Source organism: Saccharopolyspora aridisoli, from assembly GCF_004348445.1.
GTDB classification, from domain to species: Bacteria; Actinomycetota; Actinomycetes; order Mycobacteriales; family Pseudonocardiaceae; genus Saccharopolyspora; species Saccharopolyspora aridisoli.
This window is the reverse complement of record NZ_SMKV01000005.1, coordinates 217,478-235,955: the sequence shown is the minus strand read 5'-3', so window position 1 is coordinate 235,955 and position 18,478 is coordinate 217,478. Positions and strand designations below refer to the sequence as shown.

Below are 18,478 nucleotides of genomic sequence, written 5' to 3'. Positions count from 1 at the left end.
GGCGGGAGCGGGCTCGGGCTCGGGCTCGGTGGCCGGAGCCGCGGCCGGGGCGGCGGACGCCTCGCCGCCGTCGCCGATGACGGCGAGCTCGCCGCCGACCTCAACGGTGTCGTCCTCCTGGGCGACGATGCGCTGCAGCACACCGGCGGCCGGGGACGGAATTTCGGTGTCGACCTTGTCGGTGGAGACCTCGAGCAGGGGTTCGTCGACTTCGACGGTCTCGCCCTCCTGCTTGAGCCACCGGGTGATCGTGCCCTCGGCGACGCTCTCGCCGAGCGCCGGCATCTGGACGGAGAAGGCCATCGGTTGCTGACTCCTCGTGGGTGTGGCGGGGTGCGGCTGTCTCTTCGCTGCTGCTGCGTGCGGCTGTCAGCCGTGCACGTGCAGCGGCTTGCCGGCCAGGGCGAGGTGCGCCTCGCCCAGAGCTTCGGTCTGGGTGGGGTGGGCGTGGACCAGCGGAGCGACGTCCTCCGGCAGCGCCTCCCAGTTGTAGATCAGCTGCGCCTCGCCGATGAGCTCACCGACGCGGTCGCCGACCATGTGCAGGCCGACGACGGGGCCGTCGGTCGCGCGGATCAGCTTGACCGCGCCCTGGGTCTTGAGGATCTGGCTCTTGCCGTTGCCGGCCAGGTCGTAGGTGAAGGTCTCCACGGAGCCGTACTGCTCCTTGGCGGCGGCTTCGGTCAGGCCCACCGAGGCGACCTCGGGGTGGCAGTAGGTCACGCGCGGGATGCCGGCCTCGTCGATCGGCTGCGGGTTCAGGCCTGCGATCTCCTCGGCGATGAAGATGCCCTGCTGGAAGCCGCGGTGCGCCAGCTGCAGGCCCGGCACGATGTCGCCGACGGCGAACACGCCCGGGACGTTGGTGCGCAGCCGCTCGTCGGTGCGCACGAAGCCGCGCTCCATGGTGACGCCGACCTGCTCGAAGCCGTGCCCGGCGGTGTTCGGACCGCGGCCGACGGCGACCAGCAGCAAGTCGGCGTCGTAGGTCTCGCCGTTCTCCAGGCTGACCGACACGCCGTCGTCGCTCTGGGTGGCGCCGGTGAACTTCACGCCGGTCTTGGACTTGATGCCGCGCTTGCGGAAGGCGCGCTCCAGGCGCTTCGAGGCGAACTCGTCCTCGTTGGGCACCAGGTGCGGCAGCGCTTCCACGACGGTGACCTCGGCACCGAACGATGCCCAGACGCTGGCGAACTCGACGCCGATCACGCCGCCGCCGAGCACGACGACCTTGTTCGGGATGAAGTCCAGGTTCAGCGCCTGCTCGCTGGTGATGACGCGCCCGCCGAGCTCCAGGCCGGGCAGCGTCTTGGAGTAGGAACCGGTGGCCAGGACCACGTTCTTGCCGGTGTAGCGGGTGCCGTCGACCTCGACGGTGTTGGCGTCGACGAGGGTGCCCGCACCCTCGACCATCGTCACCTTGTGGGCCTTGGCCAGGCCCTGCAGGCCCTTGTGCAGGCCCGAGATGATGTTGTCCTTGTACTTGTTGACACCGTCGATGTCGATGCCTTCGAGGGCGGCGCGCACCCCGAACTGGTCGGCGTCTCGGGTGGAATCGGCGACCTCGGCCGCGTGCAGCAAGGCCTTGGTCGGGATGCAACCTCGGTGAAGGCAGGTCCCACCGAGCTTGTCCTTTTCAATGAGGACGACGGACAGGCCGAGCTCCGCCGCGCGGAAAGCGCAGGCGTAGCCGCCCGAACCGCCGCCGAGAATGACCAGATCGGCGGACGTGTCGGTCACTTCGCACTCCTCGACAGGGCGTCATTGACTTGCGGTTGGTCGCGTGACCTGGTGGTCATGCACACCACCAGCCATCTTGTCACCACCCGAGCGGCCGATGCGCGGTGGGCCGGGTGATCTGTGCTGCATTCATCACCTGGGCACCGCGCATTCTCAGCTCGTTTTCACACTCCGCACATGTTCGCGGTGGCAAAATCGAATGTGGTCGGCCTGAATCGGATTGGGAGGCGAGTTCGGTGGGCTTATTCGACCGGTTCCGCAACCGCCGTCCCGGTACCGCGCGACGCGCCTCGTCCGCGGACGCGGAGCACCTCCGGAACTGGGCGGCGCAGCGCCGCGGTGTCGAGGGGTACCTCGAACCGCGCACGTTGGTCACCGAGACGACGCTGCTGCTCATCGCGCACGACGGGGAATGGACGCGTCGACGGGTCGAGTCGCCCTCGGCGGCCGGGCGCTTCACCAGTCGGCTCGGCATTCCGCTCTACGAAGTCGCCAAGGTCGGATATCCGCAGCGAATGCGTGATTACCAGGCGCGGCAGCGCATTCTCCGCAAGCGCGCGCAGCGCGCCGCCGACGAACGGCCGTGAACGCGCGAGTCGCGATTTCGCGGATTCGCGGCGTGCACGGCCGCGCTGATGGCTGAATCGATTCGTCGGTGGATCAGTTCGCGACGCGCGTCGTCGGCGTGCACCGCACCGGGAACGTCACGGACTTGGCGATGTAGCAGAGCTCGTGGGCGCGCTCGTGCAGCGCCTCGGCGACGTCGACGGTCGCCAGGTCGCAGACGGTGACCTCCGGTGCCAGCTCGACGGCCTCGAACTGGCCCGTGCCGTCGGAGTTCTCGGCCAGGATGCCGCGCGCGTGGTCGTGGTAGCCGGTGACCACGACGCCGGAGTCGGCCGCCAGGTGCAGGAACCAGAGCATGTGGCACTGCGACAGCGATGCGACGAGTAGTTCTTCGGGGTTGTAGCGGTCCGCGTCACCCAGGAACACCGGGTCGGCGGACGCGTCGATGGAGTCCTTGCCGACGGCTCGCACCTCGTGGGTGCGCTCGTAGCTGTGGTAGGAGGTGGTGCCCTGGCCGGTGTTGCCGGTCCACACCACATCGACCTGATAGCCGTGCCTGGTCGCGGTCAGCGTGGCCGGTTGCGATTCGGTCATGAACCCATCGTGACATCGGCGCGCCCCGCGGTGGTGACCTTTTCGTGACTCGTATCACAAAAGCGGGGTCGAGGTGGCCCCGTGTTGAAACTTCCGTTCCGCATCGTGGCCGGTTCGCCGGTTCCGCCCGGGGCCGACCGTGGTAGGTCGGTCGGCCCCGGGTGGACCCGCTATGCGCGCACTCAGCCGTTCTCGGCGATGTCGGCGAGAACCGCCGCGAGGGTGCGGACCGGAACGCCGGTGCCGCCCTTGGGCGTGTAGCCCCACGGCGAGTTGGTGTTGTAGGCCGGGCCCGCGATGTCGATGTGCGCCCACTGCACGCCCTCGGCCACGAACTCCCGGAGGAAGATGCCCGCGGCGAGCATGCCGCCCCAGCGGTGGTTGGTGACGTTGGCCAGGTCGGCGAGCTTGGAGTCCAGGTCCGCGCGCAGCTCGTCCGGCAGCGGCATCGGCCAGCCGCCCTCGCCCACGGCCTGCGACAGCCTGGCGACCCGGTCGCGGAAGCCGTCCTCGCCCATCACGCCCGGGGTGCGGTTGCCCAGCGCGACGACCTGCGCACCGGTCAGCGTCGAGGTCTCGATCAGGTAGTCGGGCTCGTCCTCGCAGGCGCGGGCCATCGCGTCGACCAGGACCAGCCGGCCCTCGGCATCGGTGTTGAGCACCTCGACGGTCTTGCCGCCGTACATCTTCAGCACGTCACCGGGGCGGTAGGCGGTGCCCGAGGGCATGTTCTCGGCCATCGGCACGGTCGCTGTGATCTCCAGCGGGTAGTTCAGCTTCGCCGCGAGCACCATCGTCGCGATCACCGAAGCGGCACCGGACATGTCCGAGGTCATGTTCTCCATGCCCCCGCCCGGCTTCAGCGAGATGCCACCGGTGTCGAAGGTGATGCCCTTGCCGACCAGCGCGACCTTCTTCGCGGCCTTCGGGCCCTTGTGCCGCAGCCGCACCATGCGCGGCGGGCGCGACGAGCCCGCGCCGACACCGAGGATGCCGCCGAAGCCCTGCTTGCGCAGCGCCGCCTCGTCGAGGACCTCGACCTCCAGGCCGGCGGCCTTGGCCAGTTCGGTGGCGCGCTCGGCGAAGGAGGCGGGGAACAGGTCGTTCGGCGGGGTGTTGATCAGGTCGCGAGCGGTGTTGACCGCCTCGCCGATCGCGGCGCCGCCCTTGAGCGCGTGGGTGGCGGTGTCGGCCTTGGCGTCGCGGACCACGAAGTCCACCGCGGCCACCGGACCGTCACCGCTGCTCGACTTGTACTCGGTGAAGCCGTAGGCGCCCATGACCGTGCCCTGCACCGCGGCGGAGAGGTCGACGGCGGGCAGCGTGGTCGCGGCGTGCTCCACACCGGGCATCGCGCGGGCGGCGGCACCGGAGGCGCGGCGGACGGCCTCGGCGCTCGGGTCGTCCTCGCCGGTCTTGCCCAGACCGACGGCCAGCAGCACGGTCGCTGCCAACCCGTGGGCGGGCAGCTTGACGACCTCATCCGCCTTCCCGCTCGCGCCCAGCGACGTCAGCACCTTGACCAGGTCGCCGTCGAAGGCGGTGGCGACCGGCTCGGCACCGGGTGCGAGCTGCAGGCCGTCGGCGCCGGAGGCGGTGCCGATGACGAGCGCGTCCACGCTCAGCTTGGCCACCGCGGTGTCGGTGAGGGTGAGTTTCGGGGTCGTCACGTGGTCATCCTCCGGATCGGTGCCTTTCCCGCACTCTAGAACGCCGGGTCCGCCGGTGATCGGCGTGTTCACCGTGAGCGTGGCGGGAGGGCAGTGGTCAACACGTCCGTCATACGCTCACCGGCCCTCTTCCGCCATGAGTCGGCCGACAGGAGGCTGAAGTGCCCGCGCTCGTCTGCAAGGGTGGTCCGGTGACCCTGGAAACGGACAGCCGGTTGACGACCGGCCGCGACGCGTTGCCGCTCGCGCTCAGCGGCATGGTCGGCATCGGTGTGCTGCTCGGGCCCGCGCCCGCAGCCGCGGCGGCCGGGCCGTGGGCGCCGCTGGGTCTGCCGTTCGCGCTGCTGGCAGCCGTCTGCGCGTCCTCCGCTGTCGCCCACCAGTCCCGAGCCCACCACGGGCCCGGTGCGACCTACGCGTGCGTGCGCGAGCGGATGGGGCTGCTGCCCGCCCGCATCGGCGCCTCGGCCCACCTGGCCGCGCAGGTCGCCGCGATCGCCGCGATCGCCCGCGTGATCGGCCAGTTCTTCCTGCCTTCGGCCAGCGCCCTGGTGGCGGGGGCGGCGATCCTGCTGGTGGTGCTCTCGGCGACCACCGGGCTGCGGATCCGCGGTGCCGCCGCCTGGTCGTGGGTCGCGCTCAGCTTGGCGGTGATCGTGCTGGTGGTGGTGATCTGCTTCACCATCGACCCGGTTCGAGGCAGTCCCGCGCACATCGATCCCGGCGCCTCCAACGACAGCGCCGTCGGCATCATCGGCGCAGGTGGGGTGCTGTTCCTCGCCTTCACCGGTTTCGAACGACTCGCCGCGCCCGCCGAGGACGGCGACCGCGCGCCCTGGGCGGCCACCTGCCGCGCGGTAACGATCTCGCTGGTGGCGGTGACGGTGCTGCTGGGGTTGGTGATCGCGGCCCTGACCTACCAGCTCGGTTGGGAGCGGCTGGCGCTGTCGCCGATGCCGATCCGGGACGTGCTCACCGCCGCCGCTGCCGCCGACCTGGTGCCGCTGGTGTGCGTCGGGGCGGCTGTCGCGCTGCTGCCGGTGCTGCTGGGCGCGCTGGAATCGCTGCGCTCGACGGGGCTGGCGATGGTGCGCGACGGTGAGCTCCCGCGCGTCCTGGGACGCGCCGGTCCATACGGGACGCCGTACCTGCTGGACCTGATCGCCGGGGTCGCGGCGGTGATCGTCTCCCAGCTCATCGACCCGATCGCGTTGATGTCCTTCGCGGCCTGCGCGCTGCTCCTGCACTACGCTCTTGCCAACGCAGGAGCCCGTTCGCTGCTCTCCGATGGACCCACTTGGCCCATCCGGGGTGCATGCCTTGGGATGGGTTTGTCGGTTGTGCTGGCGATGAGCATGCCGGTTTCTGCGATGCTGACAACGCTCGGAGTGGTTGTTGTCGGTCCTTTGCTGGCGGGAGTCGTTTCGCGCCGGTGGAAATGAGGCGGTCATGCCCAATTCGATTGTGGACGAGATCACTTGGAATTCTCAGCGCTACCAGTGGTCCTCGGGTGACGAGGTGCTCTACAGCTTCTGGCGCCTGGACGGCTCGCTCGGGAACGTGCACCCGGCTCGCGTCGTCTCCGACGACGGCGAGGAGCTGCTGTGCTGGGTGCTGCCGGACACCCCGGTCCGGACCACGACTTCGCCGGACGGGCGGCACCCGCGTGAATTGCCGCTCGCGGAGCGGTTCTCGGGGCCGCGCGTGCCGGCCCTGTCGACCTGGCGCGGCACCTCGACGTTGCGCTTGGTCTTCGAGAACCGGTGGTCGTCGGTGTGGTGGTTCTTCGAGCCGAGCGGGCAATTCCGGAACTGGTACGTCAATCTCGAAATCCCGCGCGGCCGGGATGAACACGGCGTGCGGCGGGTCGACGGCGTCTTGGACGTCGAGGTCAAGGCGGACGGCAGTTGGTCCTGGAAGGACGAGGACGAGCTCGACGACGCGCTGGCCGCAGGCCGTTTCAGCCACTTCGAACTGGCCAAGCTGCGCGCTGAAGGAGAGGAGATGATCTCGCTGGCCAAGGACGGCGCGTTCCCCTTCGACGGCACCTACTGCGACGCCCGTCCGGACCCGTCGTGGTCCGTGCCGAAGCTCCCCGTGCACCTGCTGCAGTAGTCAACCGGCGAAGCCGGTTCCTCTTCGTGGCGAGCACGCCGCGAAGCCACGTATCGACATGCTCGATGAGCGGCGCACGGAGTTCACGGAGCCGCTCAGGTCCCCACCCGCAACCCTCATCGAGATGAGTGGGACCGAGGGAAGTCAGCTGATCGAGACGAACAGCAGAAGGGTGATCACCGCGACCAGGACGGTCGTGCCGACCACCGAACCGGTGGTCACCTGCTGCGGGAACCACTGCTGGTACTTGTTGCGCCACCAGAAGGCCCAGCCCGCGGCCCCGATCGCTGCGAGGACGACCCCGAACACGCCGATCCAGGCGTAGCCGAGGGTGAGCAGCATGCCCGCGCCGAACGGCATCAGGCCGGCCAGCACACCTGCGCGGACGTCCTGCGGGACCGAGGTGGGCTGCGGCGCGGGGGTGTTCTGGGCCTGCGTCATGACCCCATCATATGTCGCGCGCAGCGGAGGAATCAGCAGAATCTCCGCGTCCGCTTAGCAGCGGTCGGATACTTGGATGACCAACTGACGTCAAGCCGGTTTTCACTGCTCCAGCGCACGCGATACCGTACGCGCATGAACGGAGAACTGTCTTTCACCCGGACCCCCAACCCGCAACCGGCCTCAGCCGAGCGCCGCGCGGAGGTACTGGAGAATCCCGGGTTCGGAAAGTTCTTCACCGACCACATGGTGACGATCAAGTGGTCTGAGGACCAGGGCTGGCACGACGCCCGCCTGGAGCCGTACCACACGCTGGAGTTCGACCCGGCGACGTCGGTCCTGCACTACGCGCAGGCGATCTTCGAGGGGCTCAAGGCCTACCGCCAGCCCGATGGCTCGATCGCGGCGTTCCGCCCGGACGCCAACGCCCGCCGTTTCCGCAGCTCCGCGAACCGGATCGCGATGGCGGAGTTGCCCGAGGAGCTGTTCCTCGAATCGCTGCGCGAGCTGGTCGCGGTGGATCGCGACTGGGTGCCCAGCGCTGGTGAGAGCTCGCTGTACCTGCGGCCCTTCATGGTCTCCACCGAGATCGGCCTGGGCGTGAACCACCCGTCGAAGACCTACCTGTACTCGCTGATCGCCTCGCCGGCCGGCTCCTACTTCGCCGGTGGCGTGAAGCCGGTGACGGTGTGGCTGAGCCACGAGTACGTGCGCGCCGCTCCCGGCGGCACCGGCGCGGCCAAGTTCGCGGGCAACTACGCGGCGTCGTTCCTGGCGCAGGCGCAGGCCGTGGAGCAGGGCTGCGACCAGGTGGTCTGGCTGGACGCCTGCGACCGGCACACGGTCGAGGAGATGGGCGGCATGAACCTGTTCTTCGTGTTCGGCTCCGGTGCCGACGCGAAGCTGGTGACTCCGGCGCTGAGCGGCAGCCTGCTGCCCGGCGTGACCCGATCCTCGCTGCTGGAGCTGGGCAAGGAGCTCGGCATGCAGGTCGAGGAGCGCAAGATCACCGTCGAGGAGTGGGAGAAGGCGGCCACCACCGGCGAGCTCACCGAGGTCTTCGCCTGCGGCACCGCTGCGGTGATCACCCCGGTCGGCCACGTCAAGCACCGCGACGGCGAGTTCGGCGTCGCCGACGGCCGACCCGGCGAGGTCACGATGAAGCTCCGGGAACGCCTGACCGCGATCCAGTACGGCACGGCCGAGGACACCCACGGCTGGATGATCGAGCTCGGCTGAGCACCTGGCCCACCGACGCCCGTCGCCGTTGATCGCAGGGGGCGTCGTCGTGCCCAGAAGTCGAGGCGGGTGACCTCGTCCGGGTGCAGGACGATCCGGACCCAGGTCCCGGAGCGGAGTCCGGCGAGGTCGTGCGCGCGCGGGTCGGGTCGTCGAGGTCCCAGTAGCGGGCGGCGAGGCGTTCGACCAGCTCCGCCGGTTCGCACCGCCGCGCGGTCGGGGACCGAGACCCACCGTTCCGCGGTCGGGGTGCGGCGACGACGAGCGAGGAATCGGGGATGTCGCGCTCGACGCTGGCCAAGCGGTTCACCGATCTCGTCGGTGAACCGCCGCCGACCTACCTCACCCGCTGGCGCATGACCCTCGCGGCCGACCTCCTGGCCGAACGCGACTCGGCGACCAGCGGAGGGATCGCTCGAACCGTCGGTTGCGCCGATCCCTTCACCTTCAGCGCGGCCTTCAAGAGCATCCGCGGCACACCGAGCGCCCACCGCCGCGCGACCTGAGGAGGTCCAGGTCCGAACCGTCCATGATCGATGTTCGTTCTGGCCGGACAGTTCGGACTGGACCTGACCGGACAGTTCGGACTAGAACTGACCGAGCGTCGCGCCCACCAGGACGATGGTCGTCGCGAGCTCCGAGGCCGCACCGAGGACGTCACCGGTGATCCCGCCGAAGCGGTGGCGGACGTGCCGGGTGAACAACAGCAGCACCCCCGCGGCGACGAGGACGGACACCGCCGCCGCCGGGCTGATCAGCGCGGCGGCCAGCGTCGCCGCGAGCCACCAGGCGATCACCAGCCACAGCGGCTGGCTCCCCGCGACCAGGGCGCCCATGCCCTCCGGGCGTGCCGACGGCAGGCCGCTCCGGCAGCAGAGCACGAACGCCGCGCGCCCGGTGACGCAGGCCAGCACCAGCACCCACGGGGTCTGCGCGACCGCACCGATGCTGGCGGCCTGCACTCCGATCACCAGGATCAGCGCGACCACCGCGAACGGCCCGGCGCCGCCGTCGCGCATCACCTGCAGCGCGCGTTCCGGAGGCCCGTAGCAGCCGAGCCCGTCGACCGTGTCGGCCAGGCCGTCCACGTGCATGCCCCGGGTGACCAGCACCAGCAGCGCCACCACGAGCAAGCCCGCGAGCATCGGCGGGGCGCCCAGCGAGCTCAACCCCCACAGCACCAGCGCCCCGGCGCCGCCGACCAGCACCCCGACCAGCGGTGCGAAGGAGATCGCCTGCCGGCACGAGCGGTCGTCGACCTGCCTCGCGGGCACCGGAAGCACCGTCAGCCAGGACACCGCCAGCCGCAGACCGCCGGTCAAGCCCCGGCCTCTCCGGCGACGCCGGCTTCGTCGAACGTCGCCATCTCGCCGAGCACCTTCACCGCGGCGGTCAGCACCGGCAGCGCCGTGAGCGCGCCGGAACCTTCGCCGAGCCGCAGCCGCATGTCCAGCACCGGCTCCAAGTCGAGGTGCTGGAGCACCAGCGGGCCGCCCGGTTCGGCGGACCGGTGCCCGGCCAGCCACCACTGCCGGGCCCCGGGCGCGAGCTCTTCGGCGACCAGTGCCGCGGCTCCGACGACGACTCCGTCCAGCATCACCGGGGTCTTGCGCACGGCGGCCTGCGCGAGGAAGCCCGCGAGGGCGGCGATGTCGGCGCCGGTGGAGGTGCGCAGCAGCGCGATCGGGTCGTTGTGCACCTTGCGGGCCCGGCGCAACGCGTCGCGGATCGCCGCGGTCTTGCGCATCCACGCGTTGTCGTCGATGCCGGTGCCGCGCCCGACGACGGCGATCGGTTCGGTGCCGGTGAGCAGCGAGATCAGCACGGCGGCGGGAGTGGTGTTGCCGATGCCCATGTCCCCGGCGATGAGCAGGTCGGCCCCTGAGTCGACCTCCTCGTCGGCGATCGTCCGCCCGGCTTGGACGGCGGCTCGGACCTCCTCGTCGGTCAGCGCGTCCTCGCGGTCAATAGCCCCGGAACCGCGCCGCACCTTGTGCGCGCTGACCACCGGCGGGGTGTCGACGGTGACCGACATGTCCACGACGCGCACGGTCGCTCCGGCGTGCGAGGCCAGCACGTTGACCGCCGCGCCACCGGAGAGGAAGTTGCTGACCATCTGGCCGGTCACCTCGGGCGGGTAGGCCGACACGCCGTGCTGGGCGATGCCGTGGTCACCTGCGAAGACGACCACGCGGGCGCGTGCGGGCGGGTGCGGAGGGCACACGCCCTGCCGCGCGGCGAACCACACGCCGAGCTCTTCCAGCCGTCCCAGCGAACCCGCCGGCTTGGTCAACTGCGCCTGCCGCGCCACGGCCTCCCGGGATGCCTGCTCGTCGGGTGCCGGAACGGGCGGGAACTCGATCGTGCCGGGGTCGTTCTGTTCGGTGGGCAAGCGAAACCTCCGTGTTCAAAAAACTGCAGCTCAGCGGGGTACTGGCGGCTCACCGGATCCGCAGAGGACATCCGGCGACCAGCAGCAGCACCTCGTCGCACACCGCCGCCAACCGGGCGTTGAGCGAGCCGAGCTCGTCCCGGAACAGCCTTCCAGACCGGGTCCCGGGCACGACGCCGAGGCCGACCTCCGCCGACACCAGCACGACACGCGCGGCGCTCGCCGACACGGCCTCGACCAGCGCGTCGCAGTGCGATGCGACGACGTCCAGCGCGGCCGGGTCGCGCTCCCAGGCCCCGGCGTCGTCGAGCACCCCGGTCAGCCAGGTGGCCAGATCATCCACCAGCACGGGGTCACCTCCGGCGGCCTCGGCGAGGACCCGCCGCAGCGACTCCGAATCCGGCGCTTCCACGGTCCGCCAGCTGTCCGGCCGCCGCGCCACGTGCTTGGCGATCCGCTCGTTCCACTCGGCGTCCGAAGGATTCCGCCGCGAAGTGGCCACGTAGGTCACCGCAGCGTCCTCGGGCACCAACCCCTCGGCATGCGCCGACTTCCCGGACCGAGCCCCACCCAACACCAACGACCGCACGAAAGACCTCCCGCTCAACAACCGCCGAGACCGTACCCGGGGGCGGACCGGCCTCAACCGGCCCAGTGGTGCCCGCGCTCAGCGGAGGCGGTTCGGAGGTCCGAACTGACCGGGCACATCGGACATCGATCATGGACGGTTCGGACCACGACCGCCCCGGGGCGAACGACGTCGGCAAGAACCCCGGCGCATGGTCGCGAACGAGGCGGTTCCCGAATGTGGCCGTCCCGGAGTCGTCGGACCCGACCACCATCCGATGGGTGAGGCTGCGCAAGGCAGTACCGCACTGCTGGGTAGCGAGTGCCTTCCCGGAGGACGTGCCTGACTGGGGCCTACCCGTTAGTGCTTGGCGGTGTACGGCTTGGGGGCGGGGAGCTTGGCGTTCTCGCGGATCTTGGTGGCGTGGCGGTCGATGGAGGTGAGGGCTGCTGCGACGTCGTCCGCGGTCACCTCGAAGGGCATCGAGTGGATCGTTTCGCCTTCGGCGGTTGCTGCGGTGGCGACCGCTCGCACCGACTCGGTGTCGTCTGGCTTGATGCCGACCTCGGTGAGCGTGGTGGGCAGCCCGACCGTCGTGGTGAACTCGATGAATGCGCGCAGGTCACCGGGTGTGGCGCCCTCCAGGACGAGTTGCGCGACCGAGCCCAGGTTGACCTTCTGGCCGTGAGCGAGGCCGTGCGTGGCGGCCACTGCGGTCAGGCCGTTGTGGATCGCGTGCGCTGCGGCGAGCCCGCCCGATTCGAACCCCAGGCCGGACAGCAGCGTGTTCGCCTCGATCACCTTCTCGACCGCTGGGGTGACCTGGTGGTCGCGCACGGCGTCGATGGCCGGCAGCGCGTTCTCCCAGAGCACGTCCCAGCTGAGCTTCGCCAGCGCGGTGCCGGTGAGCGTGGGCAGGCCCCCGGCCATCGTCTTCGAGCCCGACTGGGCTGTGGCGCGGGCCTCCAGCCAGGTGGCCAGCGCGTCGCCGACACCGGCGATCAGGAACTCCGCGGGGGCGTTGGCGACGACCTGCGAATCGACCAGGACCAGGTCGGGGTTGCGCGGGAAGAACCGGTAAGCCTCGAACTCGCCGTCCTCGGTGTAGATGACCGACAGCGCGCTGCACGGTGCATCGGTCGAGGCCACCGTGGGCGCGTTCGCCCAGCGGACCCCGGCGAGGTGACCGGCGGCCTTGACGGCGTCGATGGTGCTACCGCCGCCAATCGCGACCGCGACGTCGGCACCGGACGAGGTGATCTCGGCGACGAGCCGGTCCACCTCCCTCGCGCTCGGGATCCCGCCGAAGTCCCGGCGGTCGACGGGAAGCCCGGCCTCGGTCAGCGACGCCTCCACGTCGTGACCGACGAATCCCCACACCGCCCCGTCGGCGACCAGGAGCGGTGTCGAGCCGAGGTGGGCGAGGTGCTGACCGAGCTGGTGGATGGCGCCCCTGCCTTGGACGTAGCGACCGGGACTGATCATCGTGCGAATCGGCTGGACCATGGTCCGCTCCCTCGGGGCTCATTGCGGTGGCTGGTCGGCCGAGCGTAAGAACCCCGGTACCACAGGTGCCACGTGAGCGTGTCTCATCTTGAGACGGGCACGACGCGAAGCGAGGATCAGCCGATCTTGGCGATGTCCTTGGGGGTGTAGCGGGGGCGCGGGACGCGGAGCTTGCGGATCTGCATGGCTCGGGTGAAGGCGTACCAGCCCAGCGAGAACGGCCGGTCCTTGTGGTCCGGGAACTTGGCGCGGACCCGCTTGTTGACGTAGCGGCCCAGCAGCGAACCCTCGACGACCATCATGATCAGCAGGGCCAGGCAGAACAGCGTCGCGTACTGCTGGATGACCATGTTCTGCGCCAGCGTGGTCGCGAAGACGATCAGCACCAGCGGCATGAACAGGCCCATCAGGTGCCTGCGGGTGTCGACCAGGTCGCGGACGTGGGCGCGGACTGGGCCCTTGTCGCGCGGCATCAGGTAGCGGTCGTCGCCCTGCATCATGCGCTCGCGGCGCTCGGTGGCGGCCTTGCGGCGCTCGTCCTTGTTGCCCCGTGCTCGCTTGACGGCTTCGCGCTGCGTCATCGGCGGCGGCGGGACCGGGCCGCGCCGCCTGCCCTCCGCATCGCGTCGCGAGGGCGTCGGCTTCCCCTTCTTGGGGGTGTGATTCTGCGCGCGCTCCTCCGCGGACTGCTCTGCGTCGTTCTCGGAGTCCGTGCTTGCGGTCTGCTCAGCGCTGCTGCGGCGAAGGAACCTCACACCTCCAGGTTATTCGACGCGTCGAACGGGCTTGCAGGAGACCGCCCGGTTCGCCCTGCACCATCCACGTCACACCTGATCCGGCCGTGCTTGTGCCACCATGTAGGGAGGAGACAACAACGTCCCCGGGTTCGCCCGCGGGAATACCCCGGGTCCGGTCGTGGTTGAACGTCACGCCGGAATCGGAGAGCGAGACCACGAGGGAGTGTCCATGACCGCCCCGAACACTGTTACCGAGACCGAGGCGCCTGCCCACGGTGTCACGCTGACCGACTCTGCTGCCCAGAAGGCCAAGGCGCTGCTGGACCAGGAGGGTCGCGACGACATGCACCTGCGCATCGCCGTCCAGCCGGGTGGCTGCGCCGGTCTGCGCTACCAGCTCTTCTTCGACGAGCGCAGCCTCGACGGCGACGCGCGCCGCGACTTCGAGGGCCTCGGCGTGGTCGTCGACCGGATGAGCGCCCCGTACGTGGAGGGCGCGGTCATCGACTTCGTCGACTCCATCGAGAAGCAGGGCTTCACGATCGACAACCCCAACGCCGGCGGATCGTGCGCCTGCGGCGACTCGTTCCACTGACGACGAGCAACCCGTTCTGGCAGGAGGCCGGCACCCCTCGGGTGCCGGCCTCGTTGCTGTTCAGGCCGTGCTGACGACGCGGACGACCTCGTCCTCCAGCACGATCTCGTCGCCGTCGACGAGCTGGCGGCCGCGGCGGTTCTCCACCGCGCCGTTGACCATGACCAGGCCCTCCTCCAGCACGTCTTTGGCTTCGGCGCCGTGCTCTACCAGCCCGGACAGCTTGAGCAGCTGACCCAGCCGGATCATGTCGTCGGAGATCTCCACTTCGCGCATGCCCTCCATTGTCTGCCGTCGCCGTCGATCGCGGCGTGGGGGCACGACCGGTGGTCGTCGAGAGCGCTACTCTCCAATTTTCCGTCACCTTCCGTAGTGAATTGGAGGCGCTCTGTGTCAATCGCAGTGACCGGAAGCATCGCCAGCGACCACCTGATGCACTTCCCCGGCAAGTTCACCGACCAGCTCGTCGCCGGCAACCTGCAGCAGATCTCGCTGAGCTTCCTCGTCGACGACCTGGTGGTGCGGCGCGGTGGCGCGGCGGCCAACATCGCTTACGCGCTCGGGGTGCTCGGCAGGCGTCCGGTGCTGGTGGGTGCCGTGGGCGAGGACTTCGCCGACTACCGGTCGTGGCTCGAGCGCAACGGGGTCGACTGCACGGGCGTGCACGTCTCCGAGTACGCCCACACCGCACGTTTCGTGTGCACCACCGACCAGTCCTTCAACCAGATAGCCTCCTTCTACGCGGGGGCGATGGCCGAGGCGCGCAACATCGAACTGGCCCCGGTGCTCGCCGCGCGCGACGTGGGCCTGGTGCTGATCAGCCCGAACGACCCGAAGGCCATGCTGCGGCACGCCGACGAGTGCAGGCAGCGCGGCTACCGCTTCGCCAGCGACCCGTCCCAGCAGCTCGCGCGGCTGAGCGGCGACGAGGTCCGGCGGATGGTCGAGGGCGCCGACTACCTGTTCACCAACCACTACGAGTGGGGTCTGCTGCTGCAGAAGACCGGCTGGAGCGAAGACGACGTGCGGTCGGCGGTCGGCGTCCGCGTCACCACGCTCGGTGCCGACGGGGCCGAGATCATCGAACGCGACGGTCAGCGGCTGGAGGTGCCCGCTGTCCCTGAGGTCGCCAGGGCCGACCCGACGGGTGTCGGTGACGGTTTCCGCGCCGGTTTCCTCGCCGCCGTCGAGAGCGGGTTGTCGCTGGAGCGGGCCGCGCAGCTCGGCTCGCTGATCGCGGTGCACGTGCTCGAAGTGACCGGGACCCAGGAGTGGACCCTCGACCAGGCACGCGCCCGCAAGCGCTTCGCCGAGACCTACGGAGTGGACGCCGCGGCCGAGGTCGCTGCCGCGCTGCCGCTCGGATAGACCCCAAGCAACCGTTGCTCGCACTTCGTTGCAAGGATTTGCGAAGTGTTATTGCTGGCAAATTGCTGGTTCCGTTGGCTTATTGACTTTACCTGCGCAAGAACATGTGATCGAGGAGATGGCTCATCGCAGGCGATGCGAAGGAGAATGTCAATGCGATCAACGGTGCTAGCGCTGGCCGTGACCGTGGTCGGCACCGCCCTGGTGCCCGCCGCGTTCGGCCAGGAACGCGCTCCGGCGCCGGCCACCGCCCCCGTGGCCGGGCCGATCATCCAGATGTTCCAGTGGCCGTGGGATTCGGTCGCGAGTGAGTGCACCAACTTCCTGGGGCCGAAGGGATTCGGCGCGGTCCAGGTGTCTCCGCCGCAGGAGCACATCGTGCTCCCCGAGGCCGGGCACCCCTGGTACCAGGACTACCAACCGGTCAGCTACCAGCTCGAAACCCGCCGCGGGAACCGCGAGCAGTTCGCCAACATGGTCAAGACCTGCAACGACGCCGGCGTGCAGATCTACGCCGACGCCGTGGTCAACCACATGGCCGGTTCCGACGGCGACCACCCGGGCAGCGCGGGTTCGGAGTTCACCAAGTACGACTACCCCGGAACCTATTCGGACGCGGATTTCCACGAATGCCGCAGGGACATCTCCAACTACAACGACAAGTGGGAGGTCCGGAACTGCGAGCTCGTGGGGCTCGCCGACCTCAAGACCGAGAGCGACTGGGTCCGCCAGTCCGAGATCAAGTACCTCAACGACCTGATCAGCCTGGGCGTGTCCGGGTTCAGGGTCGACGGGGTCAAGCACATGCCGCCGGAGGACGTCGGCGCGATCTTCGGCGGTCTGAACACCGTTCCCGGTACGGACCAGAAGCCCTACGTGTTCCAGGAGGTCATCGCCGACTCCACCACCACGGCGGGCGAGTACGCCGGCAACGGTGACGTCACCGAGTTCGCCTACCAGGGCAAGGTCAGCGACGCGTTCAAGAACGGCTCGTTGGAGCAGCTCGACGGCTTCACCAACGAGATGCCGCTGCCTGCTGACCAGGCCGTGGTGTTCATCGACAACCACGACACCCAGCGGAGTTCGCCGACGCTGACCTACAAGGACGGCACGGCCTACGACCTGGCGGTGGCCTTCGAGCTCGCCTACCCCTACGGCACGCCGCAGCTGATCTCGAGCTTCGCCTTCGACAACTCCGAGCAGGGTCCGCCCGCGGAGGCCGACGGCACGACCAAGCCCGCGAGCTGCGACGACCCCGCGTGGGTGTGCGAGCACCGGCGGCCGATCATCGCCGGGATGGCCGGGTTCCACAACGCTGTCCAGGGGGCTCCGCTCACCGACTGGTGGGACAACGGCGGCGGTCAGATCGCGTTCGGCCGCCAGGACAAGGGCTTCGTGGCGATCAACCGCGAAGGCGGTGAGCTCTCGCAGGCCTTCCAGACCTCGTTGCCCGCGGGCAGCTACTGCGACGTGATGTCCGGTGAGCTCTCGAACGGTTCCTGCACCGGGCAGACCGTCGAAGTTGGTGACGACGGGAAGTTCACCGCGACGGTGGCCGCGAACTCCGGTGTCGCACTGCACGCCGGAGCAAAGCTCGGCTGATCGACGCCCGGCGCGTGGGCTGTTCGGATGCTTTTGCCGAACTCCTGCGCGCCGGGCATATCCGAATTGATCTCATGTTCGTTGGGGTGTTGATCCCACATGGGCAGGAAGGGGCGATTCGGATGCGACACAGGATTTGGGCGGTGGGCGCGGCCGCGCTCATCGCGCTCGCGGCGGTACCGGCCTCCGCGACCGCTGACGAGCGGCGCGACGTGATGTTCGTCGGCAACAACTGGGACGGCACCGTCGACCTGCTCGACGCCGCCGACTTCGACAAGTACCAGCGCGTCAACGTGGTCCCGGACCTCGACCAGCGGCTGCGCGAGATGACCCCGGACCAGCACGCGGCGATGCTGATCATCCGCGAAACCGCGGGCGAGGGCCACGACCAGCTGGTCGACGACATCGCGGTATCCCCGGACGGCAAGACGATGTACGTCTCGCGACCCAGCCTCGGCGACGTGGCTGCCTACGAGATCGCCACGGGTGAGCAGATCTGGCGCACCCCCGTCGAGGGCTACCGGTCCGACCACATGGCGCTGTCCCCGGACGGCACCGAACTGGCGGTCTCGGCGACCACCGCCAACATCGTGCAACTGCTCGACCCCGCCGACGGCTCGGTCACCGGCAGCTTCCCAACCGGCGACTTCCCGCACGAGAACCGCTACTCCGCCGATGGGAAGACGCTGTACAACGCCACCATCGGCCGCGTGGTCATGCCCGACGACCCGGCGCTGGACGGCCTCAAGGGCAAGCGGCAGCTGACCATCGTGGACGCCGAGACCCAGCAGGTCCGCGACACCATCGACTTCGGCGTCGGCATCCGGCCGTTCCTGGTGACCCCCGACGGCAAGACGATGTACGCGCAGCTGTCGTTCCACAACGGCTTCGTCGAGTACAGCCTCGAGGAGAAGCGGGTCACCCGAACCGTGCACCTGCCGCTGTCCGAGGACGCGCAGCAGATGAAGCGCGAGGACTACCCGCTGGACTCCGCGCACCACGGCCTCAGCGCCAACGCCGACGGCACCAAGCTCTGCGACGCGGGCACGATCTCGGACTACGCGGCCATCGTGTCGGTCCCGTCGCTGACCACCGACGCCATCGTGCCGGTCGGCAAGAAGCCGTACTGGGCCGCGACCAGCCCGAACGGCCAGTACTGCTTCCTGTCCAACAGCGACAGCGACGACATCTCGGTGGTCGACTTCAACGCCACCGAGGAGGCGGCTCGCATTCCCGTCGGAGACCACCCGCAACGGGTCCGCGGCTACGCGATCCCCACCTCGGTCCTGCACGGCTGAGCGCGGTGGGGGTCGAAGCGCCGGCTCGGACTTCCACCCCCACCGA

19 protein-coding genes and 1 pseudogene are annotated in these 18,478 nt (G+C 69.6%); 9 read left to right on the top strand and 11 right to left on the bottom strand.

The window, feature by feature from the left end:
- Both E1161_RS06185 and lpdA read right to left on the bottom strand, forming a co-directional pair.
- On the bottom strand, positions 1-303 hold a 303-nt coding region (locus tag E1161_RS06185), incomplete at its 3' end, for a biotin/lipoyl-containing protein (RefSeq protein ID WP_328591218.1).
- Between the two features lie 66 nt (positions 304-369).
- Entirely contained in the window at positions 370-1,740 is a 1,371-nt protein-coding gene (gene lpdA / locus E1161_RS06180; RefSeq protein WP_132620467.1) for a dihydrolipoyl dehydrogenase, read from the bottom strand.
- Between the two features lie 236 nt (positions 1,741-1,976).
- On the opposite strand from lpdA, the gene E1161_RS06175 reads away from it, so the two are divergent.
- A complete protein-coding gene (locus tag E1161_RS06175; protein WP_132620465.1) occupies positions 1,977-2,327 on the top strand; it encodes an oxidoreductase in 351 nt (116 codons plus the stop codon).
- 73 nt (positions 2,328-2,400) lie between these two features.
- On the opposite strand, the gene E1161_RS06170 is transcribed toward E1161_RS06175, so the two are convergent.
- Positions 2,401-2,901, bottom strand: coding sequence for an OsmC family protein (locus tag E1161_RS06170; protein ID WP_132620463.1), 501 nt, complete (start codon positions 2,899-2,901; stop codon positions 2,401-2,403).
- 182 nt (positions 2,902-3,083) lie between these two features.
- Entirely contained in the window at positions 3,084-4,571 is a 1,488-nt protein-coding gene (locus E1161_RS06165) for a leucyl aminopeptidase (RefSeq protein ID WP_132620461.1), read from the bottom strand.
- A 191-nt stretch (positions 4,572-4,762) separates the two neighbouring features.
- Between E1161_RS06165 and E1161_RS06160 the strand changes: the two genes are divergently transcribed.
- Together E1161_RS06160 and E1161_RS06155 are read left to right on the top strand one after the other, a co-directional pair.
- Positions 4,763-6,013: an APC family permease gene (locus E1161_RS06160; protein WP_132620459.1), complete on the top strand. Its 1,251-nt coding sequence runs from the start codon at positions 4,763-4,765 to the stop codon at positions 6,011-6,013.
- A 7-nt stretch (positions 6,014-6,020) separates the two neighbouring features.
- On the top strand, positions 6,021-6,686 hold the full coding sequence (locus tag E1161_RS06155) for a DUF402 domain-containing protein (protein ID WP_132620457.1): 666 nt from the start codon (positions 6,021-6,023) through the stop codon (positions 6,684-6,686).
- A gap of 144 nt (positions 6,687-6,830) precedes the next feature.
- On the opposite strand, the gene E1161_RS06150 is transcribed toward E1161_RS06155, so the two are convergent.
- Complete coding sequence (locus tag E1161_RS06150) at positions 6,831-7,127, bottom strand: hypothetical protein (protein ID WP_132620455.1); 297 nt, start codon at positions 7,125-7,127, stop codon at positions 6,831-6,833.
- A 135-nt stretch (positions 7,128-7,262) separates the two neighbouring features.
- Between E1161_RS06150 and E1161_RS06145 the strand changes: the two genes are divergently transcribed.
- Both E1161_RS06145 and E1161_RS06135 read left to right on the top strand, forming a co-directional pair.
- On the top strand, positions 7,263-8,366 hold the full coding sequence (locus tag E1161_RS06145; RefSeq protein WP_132620453.1) for a branched-chain amino acid aminotransferase: 1,104 nt from the start codon (positions 7,263-7,265) through the stop codon (positions 8,364-8,366).
- Positions 8,367-8,638: 272 nt separating this feature from the next.
- A pseudogene (locus E1161_RS06135) lies at positions 8,639-8,872 on the top strand (helix-turn-helix transcriptional regulator); the annotation flags it as partial.
- Positions 8,873-8,953: 81 nt separating this feature from the next.
- Here E1161_RS06135 and cobS read toward each other — a convergent pair.
- The 5 genes from cobS to E1161_RS06110 form a co-directional block, all read right to left on the bottom strand.
- Positions 8,954-9,688: an adenosylcobinamide-GDP ribazoletransferase gene (gene cobS, locus E1161_RS06130; RefSeq protein WP_235874817.1), complete on the bottom strand. Its 735-nt coding sequence runs from the start codon at positions 9,686-9,688 to the stop codon at positions 8,954-8,956.
- Entirely contained in the window at positions 9,685-10,758 is a 1,074-nt protein-coding gene (gene cobT / locus E1161_RS06125; RefSeq protein ID WP_132620449.1) for a nicotinate-nucleotide--dimethylbenzimidazole phosphoribosyltransferase, read from the bottom strand. Before cobT ends, cobS begins: the two co-directional genes overlap by 4 nt.
- 49 nt (positions 10,759-10,807) lie before the next feature.
- Entirely contained in the window at positions 10,808-11,347 is a 540-nt protein-coding gene (cobU, locus tag E1161_RS06120; protein WP_132620447.1) for a bifunctional adenosylcobinamide kinase/adenosylcobinamide-phosphate guanylyltransferase, read from the bottom strand.
- Positions 11,348-11,686: 339 nt separating this feature from the next.
- Positions 11,687-12,832 (bottom strand): glycerol dehydrogenase, encoded by a 1,146-nt coding sequence (locus E1161_RS06115; protein WP_132620445.1) that lies wholly within the window; start codon positions 12,830-12,832, stop codon positions 11,687-11,689.
- A gap of 116 nt (positions 12,833-12,948) precedes the next feature.
- A complete protein-coding gene (locus E1161_RS06110; RefSeq protein WP_132620443.1) occupies positions 12,949-13,587 on the bottom strand; it encodes a DUF3043 domain-containing protein in 639 nt (212 codons plus the stop codon).
- Between the two features lie 211 nt (positions 13,588-13,798).
- On the opposite strand from E1161_RS06110, the gene E1161_RS06105 reads away from it, so the two are divergent.
- Complete coding sequence (locus E1161_RS06105; protein WP_132620441.1) at positions 13,799-14,164, top strand: HesB/IscA family protein; 366 nt, start codon at positions 13,799-13,801, stop codon at positions 14,162-14,164.
- Between the two features lie 60 nt (positions 14,165-14,224).
- Here the strand turns inward: E1161_RS06105 and E1161_RS06100 are convergent, their stop codons facing one another.
- The gene (locus E1161_RS06100) at positions 14,225-14,440 is read right to left on the bottom strand and encodes an RNA-binding S4 domain-containing protein (protein WP_132620439.1); all 216 of its coding nucleotides are present in this window, start codon (positions 14,438-14,440) and stop codon (positions 14,225-14,227) included.
- 156 nt (positions 14,441-14,596) lie between these two features.
- On the opposite strand from E1161_RS06100, the gene E1161_RS06095 reads away from it, so the two are divergent.
- From E1161_RS06095 to E1161_RS06085, 3 genes are all read left to right on the top strand, one after another.
- Complete coding sequence (locus E1161_RS06095; protein ID WP_132620523.1) at positions 14,597-15,532, top strand: carbohydrate kinase family protein; 936 nt, start codon at positions 14,597-14,599, stop codon at positions 15,530-15,532.
- Positions 15,533-15,685: 153 nt separating this feature from the next.
- Positions 15,686-17,134, top strand: a complete 1,449-nt coding sequence (locus E1161_RS06090; protein ID WP_132620437.1) for an alpha-amylase — start codon at positions 15,686-15,688, stop codon at positions 17,132-17,134.
- Positions 17,135-17,256: 122 nt separating this feature from the next.
- Positions 17,257-18,432: a YncE family protein gene (locus E1161_RS06085; RefSeq protein ID WP_132620435.1), complete on the top strand. Its 1,176-nt coding sequence runs from the start codon at positions 17,257-17,259 to the stop codon at positions 18,430-18,432.
- The last annotated feature ends 46 nt before the right edge of the window (positions 18,433-18,478 follow it).

What these genes read in the sequence shown, in the direction of transcription:
- E1161_RS06170 (WP_132620463.1), bottom strand. Translation starts at nt 2,901, where the DNA reads ATGACCGAATCGCAACCGGCCACGCTGACCGCGACCAGGCACGGCTAT.
- E1161_RS06155 (WP_132620457.1), top strand. Translation starts at nt 6,021, where the DNA reads ATGCCCAATTCGATTGTGGACGAGATCACTTGGAATTCTCAGCGCTAC.
- E1161_RS06150 (WP_132620455.1), bottom strand. Translation starts at nt 7,127, where the DNA reads ATGACGCAGGCCCAGAACACCCCCGCGCCGCAGCCCACCTCGGTCCCG.
- E1161_RS06145 (WP_132620453.1), top strand. Translation starts at nt 7,263, where the DNA reads ATGAACGGAGAACTGTCTTTCACCCGGACCCCCAACCCGCAACCGGCC.
- E1161_RS06115 (WP_132620445.1), bottom strand. Translation starts at nt 12,832, where the DNA reads ATGGTCCAGCCGATTCGCACGATGATCAGTCCCGGTCGCTACGTCCAA.
- E1161_RS06105 (WP_132620441.1), top strand. Translation starts at nt 13,799, where the DNA reads ATGACCGCCCCGAACACTGTTACCGAGACCGAGGCGCCTGCCCACGGT.
- E1161_RS06100 (WP_132620439.1), bottom strand. Translation starts at nt 14,440, where the DNA reads ATGCGCGAAGTGGAGATCTCCGACGACATGATCCGGCTGGGTCAGCTG.
- E1161_RS06095 (WP_132620523.1), top strand. Translation starts at nt 14,597, where the DNA reads ATGCACTTCCCCGGCAAGTTCACCGACCAGCTCGTCGCCGGCAACCTG.
- E1161_RS06090 (WP_132620437.1), top strand. Translation starts at nt 15,686, where the DNA reads ATGCGATCAACGGTGCTAGCGCTGGCCGTGACCGTGGTCGGCACCGCC.
- E1161_RS06085 (WP_132620435.1), top strand. Translation starts at nt 17,257, where the DNA reads ATGCGACACAGGATTTGGGCGGTGGGCGCGGCCGCGCTCATCGCGCTC.